General features: G+C 72.0%; 8 protein-coding genes. 3 read left to right on the plus strand and 5 right to left on the minus strand.

Annotated elements, in window-relative coordinates; all coding sequences use genetic code 11:
* Nucleotides 1–1,286 (minus strand): DEAD/DEAH box helicase (locus tag DZF91_RS30960; RefSeq protein ID WP_235834678.1); only part of this gene is annotated, 1,286 nt, incomplete at its 3' end.
* A gap of 114 nt (nt 1,287–1,400) precedes the next feature.
* On the opposite strand from DZF91_RS30960, the gene DZF91_RS30965 reads away from it, so the two are divergent.
* Nucleotides 1,401–2,663 (plus strand): alpha/beta hydrolase, encoded by a 1,263-nt coding sequence (locus DZF91_RS30965; RefSeq protein ID WP_117360621.1) that lies wholly within the window; start codon nt 1,401–1,403, stop codon nt 2,661–2,663.
* A 9-nt stretch (nt 2,664–2,672) separates the two neighbouring features.
* The gene (locus DZF91_RS30970; protein WP_117360622.1) at nt 2,673–2,867 is read left to right on the plus strand and encodes a DUF3046 domain-containing protein; all 195 of its coding nucleotides are present in this window, start codon (nt 2,673–2,675) and stop codon (nt 2,865–2,867) included.
* A gap of 63 nt (nt 2,868–2,930) precedes the next feature.
* Here the strand turns inward: DZF91_RS30970 and DZF91_RS30975 are convergent, their stop codons facing one another.
* The 4 genes from DZF91_RS30975 to DZF91_RS30990 form a co-directional block, all read right to left on the minus strand.
* On the minus strand, nt 2,931–3,404 hold the full coding sequence (locus DZF91_RS30975; protein WP_117360623.1) for a DUF350 domain-containing protein: 474 nt from the start codon (nt 3,402–3,404) through the stop codon (nt 2,931–2,933).
* A 15-nt stretch (nt 3,405–3,419) separates the two neighbouring features.
* The gene (locus DZF91_RS30980; protein WP_117360624.1) at nt 3,420–4,577 is read right to left on the minus strand and encodes a glutathionylspermidine synthase family protein; all 1,158 of its coding nucleotides are present in this window, start codon (nt 4,575–4,577) and stop codon (nt 3,420–3,422) included.
* Between the two features lies 1 nt (nt 4,578).
* Nucleotides 4,579–4,959, minus strand: coding sequence for a hypothetical protein (locus DZF91_RS30985; RefSeq protein ID WP_235834679.1), 381 nt, complete (start codon nt 4,957–4,959; stop codon nt 4,579–4,581).
* Nucleotides 4,960–5,034: 75 nt separating this feature from the next.
* A complete protein-coding gene (locus tag DZF91_RS30990) occupies nt 5,035–5,895 on the minus strand; it encodes an ATP-grasp domain-containing protein (protein WP_117360625.1) in 861 nt (286 codons plus the stop codon).
* Nucleotides 5,896–6,147: 252 nt separating this feature from the next.
* On the opposite strand from DZF91_RS30990, the gene recA reads away from it, so the two are divergent.
* Nucleotides 6,148–7,230: recombinase RecA (gene recA, locus DZF91_RS30995; RefSeq protein ID WP_117360626.1), on the plus strand; the 1,083-nt coding region annotated here is incomplete at its 3' end.

Raw genomic sequence — 7,230 nt, forward strand, 5'->3', positions numbered from 1 at the left:
CGCGCGCCCGCACGAGGCGCCGCCGTTCCGCCGGACGCCCCCGACCCCCGGACGTCCGCGCCGCTCGCGGACGCAAGACCCCGCCCTCCGGCCGCGCCGCCGGACGCCCCCGAGCCGCGGGCGTCCGCACCGCTCGCAGACGCGAGATCGCGTCCTCCGGCCGCGCCGCCAGGCGTCTGTGAGCCGTGGGCGTCCGCGCCGTTCGCGGAGGCGGGGCCGCCGCGTTCTCCGTCCGGATCGTCCTGCGCGCCGAGCCCGAGGGCGCGCTCGATGTCCTCCGGGGTGATCCGGCGCGGGGAGCCGGGCTCCTCGCGCTCGGCCTGCTCCTCGCGGACGCTCATGGCGCGTTCGAAGGCGAGCTCGTTGAGGCGTCCGCAGAGGCGTTCGGCGAGCCGCCGGGAGTTGGCGAAGACGAGCGTGGAGCGGTGCGCCTCGATCAGGTCGAGCAGCCGGTCCTCCACGTGGGGCCAGATGCTGCGCTGCCGGGGGTCCACGTCACCGGAGCCGTCCACGAAGCTCGCGATCTCGCCGAGGTCCTCGACCGGGACGACCACGTCGAGGTCGAAGACCTTGTCGGCGGGCGGCTGGACGACGGCCGCCGGGCGCGCCCCGCCCAGGAACGCCGCCACCTCGGCCGCCGGACGGACGGTCGCCGACAGCCCGACGCGCTGGGCGGGACGGTCGAGCAGCGCGTCGAGCCGTTCGAGGGACAGGGCCAGGTGGGCGCCCCGCTTGGTGCCCGCCACCGCGTGCACCTCGTCGACGATCACGGTCTCGACGCCGCGCAGCGCCTCGCGCGCCTGCGAGGTGAGCAGCAGGAACAGCGACTCGGGCGTGGTGATCAGGATGTCGGGCGGCCTGGTGGCCAGCCGCCGCCGCTCGTCGGCGGGCGTGTCGCCGGACCGGACGCCGACCCGCACGTCCGGCTCGGGCAGCCCGAGCCGGCGCGCCGCCTGCCGGATGCCGGTCAGCGGCGCGCGCAGGTTGCGCTCGACGTCCACGGCGAGGGCCTTCAGCGGCGACACGTACAGCACGCGGCAGCGGTGCTTCGGATCGTCCCGGAGGGGCTCGGAGGCCAGCCGGTCGAGCGACCACAGGAACGCGGCGAGCGTCTTGCCGGACCCCGTGGGCGCGACGACGAGCGTCGAGTCGCCCGCCGCGATGGACCGCCACGCCCCCGCCTGCGCGGCCGTGGGCGCGGCGAACGCCCCCGTGAACCACGCGCGGGTCGCGGGGGAGAAGCGTTCGAGCACGTCAGCGGCGCTGTCGTGCGGCAGTCCGGTCATGCGTCCCATCCTGCCTCGCGGGTCCGACAGAAACGTCCACGGGTGGTCCGCGTCACGTTGTGAGCAAGTGATTGCTCGGCCACTCTGGAGGGAGGCCGACCCCGGGAGCCCCCGATGCCCTACGTCCTGCTCGCGGTGGGCGCGACGAGCCTGCTGCTGGCCGCGAACGCCCGCCGTCCGCCCCGCCGCGGCGCCCTGGTGGTGCCCGGCTTCTTCTTCGGCTGGCTCACCGTCGAGCTGGCCCCGCACCTGCTCGTCGCGGAGGTCGCAGGGCTCGCGTGGACGGCCGCCGACGGCGGGCTGGACGGACGGGACGTGTGGATCGGCTGGGTCGGCTTGGCCCTGGGGCTCGCGGGCGTAGCCGGGACCGCCGCCACGATCGCGGCGTCCCGCAAGACCGTCGTCACGCTCAAGGACAGCGGCGTCCCTCTGGAACTCGACCCGCAGAACGCCCCCCGCTATCCGCGGAGCCACCTCGTCCTCCCGCCGCTTTGCCTGATTCCCAGGCGCGGTGTCCGCGTGGACCGCAACATCGTCTTCCGCCAAGAGGGACGGCTGCGCCTCAAGCTGGACGTGTACCGGCCCAAGGAGGACGGCCGTCTACGCCCCGGGCTCATGCAGATCCACGGCGGCGCCTGGGTCATCGGCGACAAACGCGAACAGGGGCTCCCGCTGCTGAACCACATGGCGCTGCAAGGGTGGGTCGGGTTCAACGTCAACTACCGGCTGAGTCCCCGGGCCACCTGGCCCGAGCACCTTCTCGACCTCAAACACTTCCTGCGCTGGTACCGCGAGCATGCCGAGGAGTACGGCGCGGATCCGGACTTCCTCTGCGTGACCGGAGGCTCGGCGGGCGGGCACCTGGCGGCGCTGGTCGCCCTGACGGCCAACGTCCCCGAGTTCCAGCCCGGTTTCGAGGATGTGGACACCTCCGTCCAGGGAGCCGTGCCCTTCTACGGGGTCTACGACCTGGTCGAGCCCGGCCCTTTGCCGATCCCCTTCGGCAAACTCGGGTTGATGCAGAAGCACGTGGTGAAACGGCCCTTCGACAAGGACCGGGAGCCGTACGCCAAGGCGTCACCGGTGACCTACCTGCGCCGGGACGCGCCCCCGTTCCTCGTCATCCACGGCAGCCACGACTCGCTGATCCCCGTCCAGGAGGCGCGCCGCTTCGTGGAGAGGCTGCGGGACGCGTCGGACGCGCCGGTCCTGTACGCCGAGATGCGGGGCGGCCAGCACGCCTTCGACGTCTTCCCGTCCTACCGGACGGCCCGTGTGGTCGAAGGCGTCGAGCGCTACCTCACCGGCCTGCACCGGCAGTACGCCGAGGGCGGGCCGCCGAGCGTGCCGGACGAGGTGGACGAGTCCGTCGGATAGCGTGGCGGCGTGCGTCTCACAGTGTTCTGGCAGCGGATGAACGAGCATTTCGGCGAGGGCTACGCGGAGAGCGTCGCCAAGGACTACGTCCTGGCCGAGCTCGGCGGGCGCACGATCGACCAGGCCCTGGCGGACGGCGAGTCGGCCAAGACCGTCTGGCGTGCCGTGGTCGCGACCTTCGACGTGCCCCCGAGCCTCCGCTAGCCCGCGCCTCCGCAGGCCCCCGGCCCTCGTCCGCCCTCGTCCGGGCCCCGCCGTCCGGAGGGATCAGTACACCGCGACCGCGATCACGAACCCGATCATCAGGTTCGCCACCGCCAGCAGGATCGCGGCGGGCTCCAGCCCGTCCTCCGGACCGTCCGCCACCTCCCGGACGTTGATCCCGACGAGCCGGTTGAAGGCCATCGTCGCGGCGGCCTGCGCCACGATCCCGACCAGGCCGAACACCAGCGTGCGGGTGAGGCCCTCGACCAGGTCGCCGCCCGCGGCGAAGATCGACACGGCCACGATCAGGCCGACGCCGACCGTGGACGCGCAGGCCAGCAGCGTGGCGTTGGGGTTGCGGTCGCGGCGGATCACGTGGATCAGGCGTCCGGGCGTCGCCAGGTCGGTCATGTAGAACCCGGCGACGAACAGGACGAGGCCGACGGCCGCGTACGCCAGCAGGGCGCCGGAGCCGTGCAGCAGGACATGGCCGAGGCTGTCGTCGCCGGATGCGGTGGCGGCGGCGAGCGGGGTCATGGTTCTCCTCAGGGGTTACAGCGGAATGCGGTGCGGGACGAACGAGGACGTGTCGTCGGTGATGAGGCCCGAGGTCTCCCGGATGCCGAGCCCGGCGGACTCGTCCTCCACGACCCACGCGCCGAGGACGGGGTGCTCCCCGTCGAAGTCGGGCAGCGGGCAGAACTCCTGGAACACGAAGCCCTCGCGCCCGTACTCGCCCCCGGTGGTGACCTCCGGGCCGTCCGGGGTGACGATGCGCATGCTGGCGCCCTCGCGCCCCAGCAGCGGCTTCTGCACGTAGGACGTGAGGTTCCCGGGGGTGTTCAGGTAGGTCGGCAGCAGGTTCGGGTGGCCGGGGAACAGCTCCCACAGCAGCACCAGGAGGGCCTTGTTGGACAGGATCATCTTCCAGATCGGCTCGATCCACCTCGTGGGCGCCTGGGGGACGTTCCGGCCGAACGGCTCGGCGACGATCCACTCCCACGGGTAGAGCTTGCAGAGCGTGGTGATCTCCCGCTCGTCCAGGTCCACGAACCGCGCGCGCACGGGGTCCCAGCCGATGTCCTCCATGGCGATCGCCTCGCCCGGCAGGCCCGCCTCCTCGGCGGTCTCCTGCATGTAGGCGACCGTCATGACCTCCTCGCCGGTCTCGTCCTCGTTCGTCCAGGCGAAGTGCGCGCGCCCGCCCGGGACGGTCGCCGCGATCTCCTTCCACCGGGCCACCAGCCGCTCGTGGATGGAGTTCCACTGGTCGTCGCCCGGGTACACGTCCCGCAGCCAGTACCACTGGACGATCGAGCTCTCCACCAGGGAGGTCGGGGTGTCGGCGTTGTACTCCAGCAGCTTTGCCGGGCCCGTCCCGTCGTAGCGCAGGTCGAAGCGCCCGTACAGGTGCGGGTCGCGGCGCCGCCAGGACGCCTCGATCAGGGGCGCCACCCAGTCCGGGATGCCCAGCACGTTGTAGCGCCCCGTGGTCACGACGTGCTCGACCGCCTGGAGGCACATGCGGTGCAGCTCCTCGACGGTCTCCTCCAGCGCCAGCACCTCGTCCATGTCGAAGACGTAGTGCACCGACTCGTCCCAGTAGGGCCGCGTCAGGTTCTCCGGGTGCGCCGTCCGGTGGTACGCCAGGCCCTGGGCCTCGACCCGCGCCGCCCAGTCCGGACGGGGGTCGCTGAACTCACGCCGCATCTCAGCCGCCGCTCCGGCCGTGGCCGCCGAAACCGCCCCGGATCAGCGAGTGGCCGGAGCCGGACTTGATCCGGTGGCTGCGCGGAGCGCTGTAACTGCCGCCGTGCACGTATCCGGTGCGGTCCCGCTTCCCGCCGTAGTACCAGAAGTAACGGCCGTAGCCCACGACGCCGTTCTCGATCTCACGCCGGTCGCAGTAGGAGTCGGGCACGACCTTGTAGCCGCCCTTGGTGGCGCCGGTGGGCGGAGCCAGCCGGTCGACGCACCAGGCCGTCGTGGACTTGGTGCCGCAGGCGGAGGTGACGGCGATGGACAGCACGCTCACCACGCCGATCTTCACGGCACGTGAGCTGAGGCGGCGCGCGGGTTCCTGAGGGGGCAACGAGGACACGTCCTTATCAGGCGACGTCAGGGTCGTATCTGAGACGAAACCGTACCGAATCGGGTTTCATCACCGTCAATCAGGAACCGGCAGGTGAGCGTAGAGATCCATGGGGTCGACCGTGGCGGGCAGGTCGCTCACCTGTCCGTCGCCGACCTCCACCACCCGCCACACGCCGTCCTCCCGACGTGCGAGATCGGTGGTGATGAACCTGCAGCCCAGCGCCCGGACGGCCGGGGCCACCCCGGACAGGTCCGGCTCGGGCTCGACCTCGGGGGTGTCCGGATGCGGCCCCACGAGCGCCGGCTCACCGTCCACCCACCACACGCGCGCCTCGCCGCCGGAGTCCAGCCGCTCGTACTCGCGCACGACCACGCCGCCCGCCAGATACTCGTCCTGGAGGGCGATCATCTTGGTGACGACGGCGCGCAGGCGCGCGAGGTCGTGGACGTCCGGGACGTAGCACGCCTCGTCCCACTCGTGCTTGCGGGACTTGACGTAGTCCTTCACGATCCCCGGCCCGCCGCGCAGCGGGCGCACGAGCTCGGCCAGGTCGCCGGGGTCGCCGCCGGGGGAGAGGGCGCGCCACACGCTGCTCGGGGTCAGGCCCGCGAACGTGTCGTGCCAGCCCGGCAGCTCGTGCGCGCGCCGGTAGTCGTCCGGATGGGTGAGCAGGACCGTGCCGCGCCGTTTCAGGGCGGCGGCCATGGCGGCGTACTCGGCGCCGGTCAGCATCCAGCCGCGGTACCAGGTGGCGCCCAGGTCGCGCGGGACGTCCCGGACGGCGGCGTCGGCGTCGCCGTTCCGCAGCTCGTCGTGGTCGATGAGGCCGATCTCGCCGTAGTGGTCGCGCACGGCCGCGGCCTCGCGGGAGAAGTGCGGGTCAACGCGCCGGGGATGGAGCGGATCGACGCAGAAGAGGACGGTCAGCGTCATGATGGAGCCTCCGAGGACGGCGCCGCCAGCGTACGGTGTCGAGGCCGTCCGGCGCACGGATAATCCGGGGCGAATCGGGATGCGCGTCCATGATCGAACTGATGTTCGGTAGGCTGTGCCGGGCGCGCGACGTTATCCACAGTTCCGGTGAGGGTTCGAAAACTGTCGGAGGCACCTCGTAACGTCGCCCTCGACATCGCGAAGCCGAGAGCCGGCAGACCCGGCGACCGAAACCAAGACAAGGGGCAGACCATGGCAGCGAACGACCGGGAGAAGGCTCTCGAGACCGCGCTCGCCCAGATCGAGCGGCAGTTCGGCAAGGGCTCGATCATGCGGATGGGCGAGGAGGCGCGCGCGCCGGTCGAGGTCATCCCGACCGGGGCGATCTCGCTCGACATCGCGCTCGGCATCGGCGGCCTGCCGCGCGGCCGGGTGGTGGAGGTCTACGGCCCGGAAGGGTCCGGTAAGAGCTCCATCGCGCTGCACGCGGTGGCCAACGTCCAGCGCAAGGGCGGCATCGCCGCGTTCGTCGACGCCGAGCACGCGCTCGACCCCGAGTACGCCGCCAAGCTCGGCGTCGACATCGACGCCCTGCTGGTGTCCCAGCCCGACACCGGCGAGCAGGCGCTGGAGATCACGGACATGCTGATCCGCTCCGGCGCGGTCGACCTCGTGGTCATCGACTCGGTCGCGGCGCTCGTCCCGCGCGCCGAGATCGAGGGTGAGATGGGCGACAGCCACGTGGGCCTCCAGGCCCGGCTGATGTCCCAGGCGCTCCGCAAGATCACCGGTGCGCTGAACCAGACCCGCACCACCGCGCTGTTCATCAACCAGCTGCGCGAGAAGGTCGGCGTCATGTTCGGCTCGCCGGAGACCACCACCGGTGGCCGCGCGCTGAAGTTCTACTCCTCGGTCCGGCTCGACGTGCGCCGCATCGAGACCCTGAAGGACGGCACCGAGGCCGTCGGCAACCGCGTCCGGGTCAAGGTCGTCAAGAACAAGATGGCCCCGCCCTTCCGGGTCGCCGACTTCGACCTGCTCTACGGCCAGGGCATCTCGCGCGAGGGCGGTCTGATCGACCTCGGCGTCGAGCACGGCTTCGTCCGCAAGTCCGGCGCCTGGTACACCTACGAGGGCGACCAGCTCGGGCAGGGCAAGGAGAACGCCCGCAACTACCTCAAGAACAACCCCGACACCGCCGACGAGATCGAGAAGAAGATCAAGGAGAAGCTCGGTGTCGGCCCGCGCGTCGACAAGGAGGCCGGCGAGCCCGCGGCCAAGCCCGCCGACGCCCCGGCCAAGCCCGCCGCCGCGCCCGCGTCCGCCCCGGCCGCG

The organism is Actinomadura logoneensis, assembly GCF_003428695.1.
In the GTDB taxonomy this organism is placed as follows: Bacteria; Actinomycetota; Actinomycetes; order Streptosporangiales; family Streptosporangiaceae; genus Spirillospora; species Spirillospora logoneensis.

Coding starts and splice junctions, on each gene's coding strand:
- DZF91_RS30965 (WP_117360621.1), top strand. CDS start 1,401: ATGCCCTACGTCCTGCTCGCGGTGGGCGCGACGAGCCTGCTGCTGGCC.
- DZF91_RS30975 (WP_117360623.1), bottom strand. CDS start 3,404: ATGACCCCGCTCGCCGCCGCCACCGCATCCGGCGACGACAGCCTCGGC.
- DZF91_RS30980 (WP_117360624.1), bottom strand. CDS start 4,577: ATGCGGCGTGAGTTCAGCGACCCCCGTCCGGACTGGGCGGCGCGGGTC.
- DZF91_RS30990 (WP_117360625.1), bottom strand. CDS start 5,895: ATGACGCTGACCGTCCTCTTCTGCGTCGATCCGCTCCATCCCCGGCGC.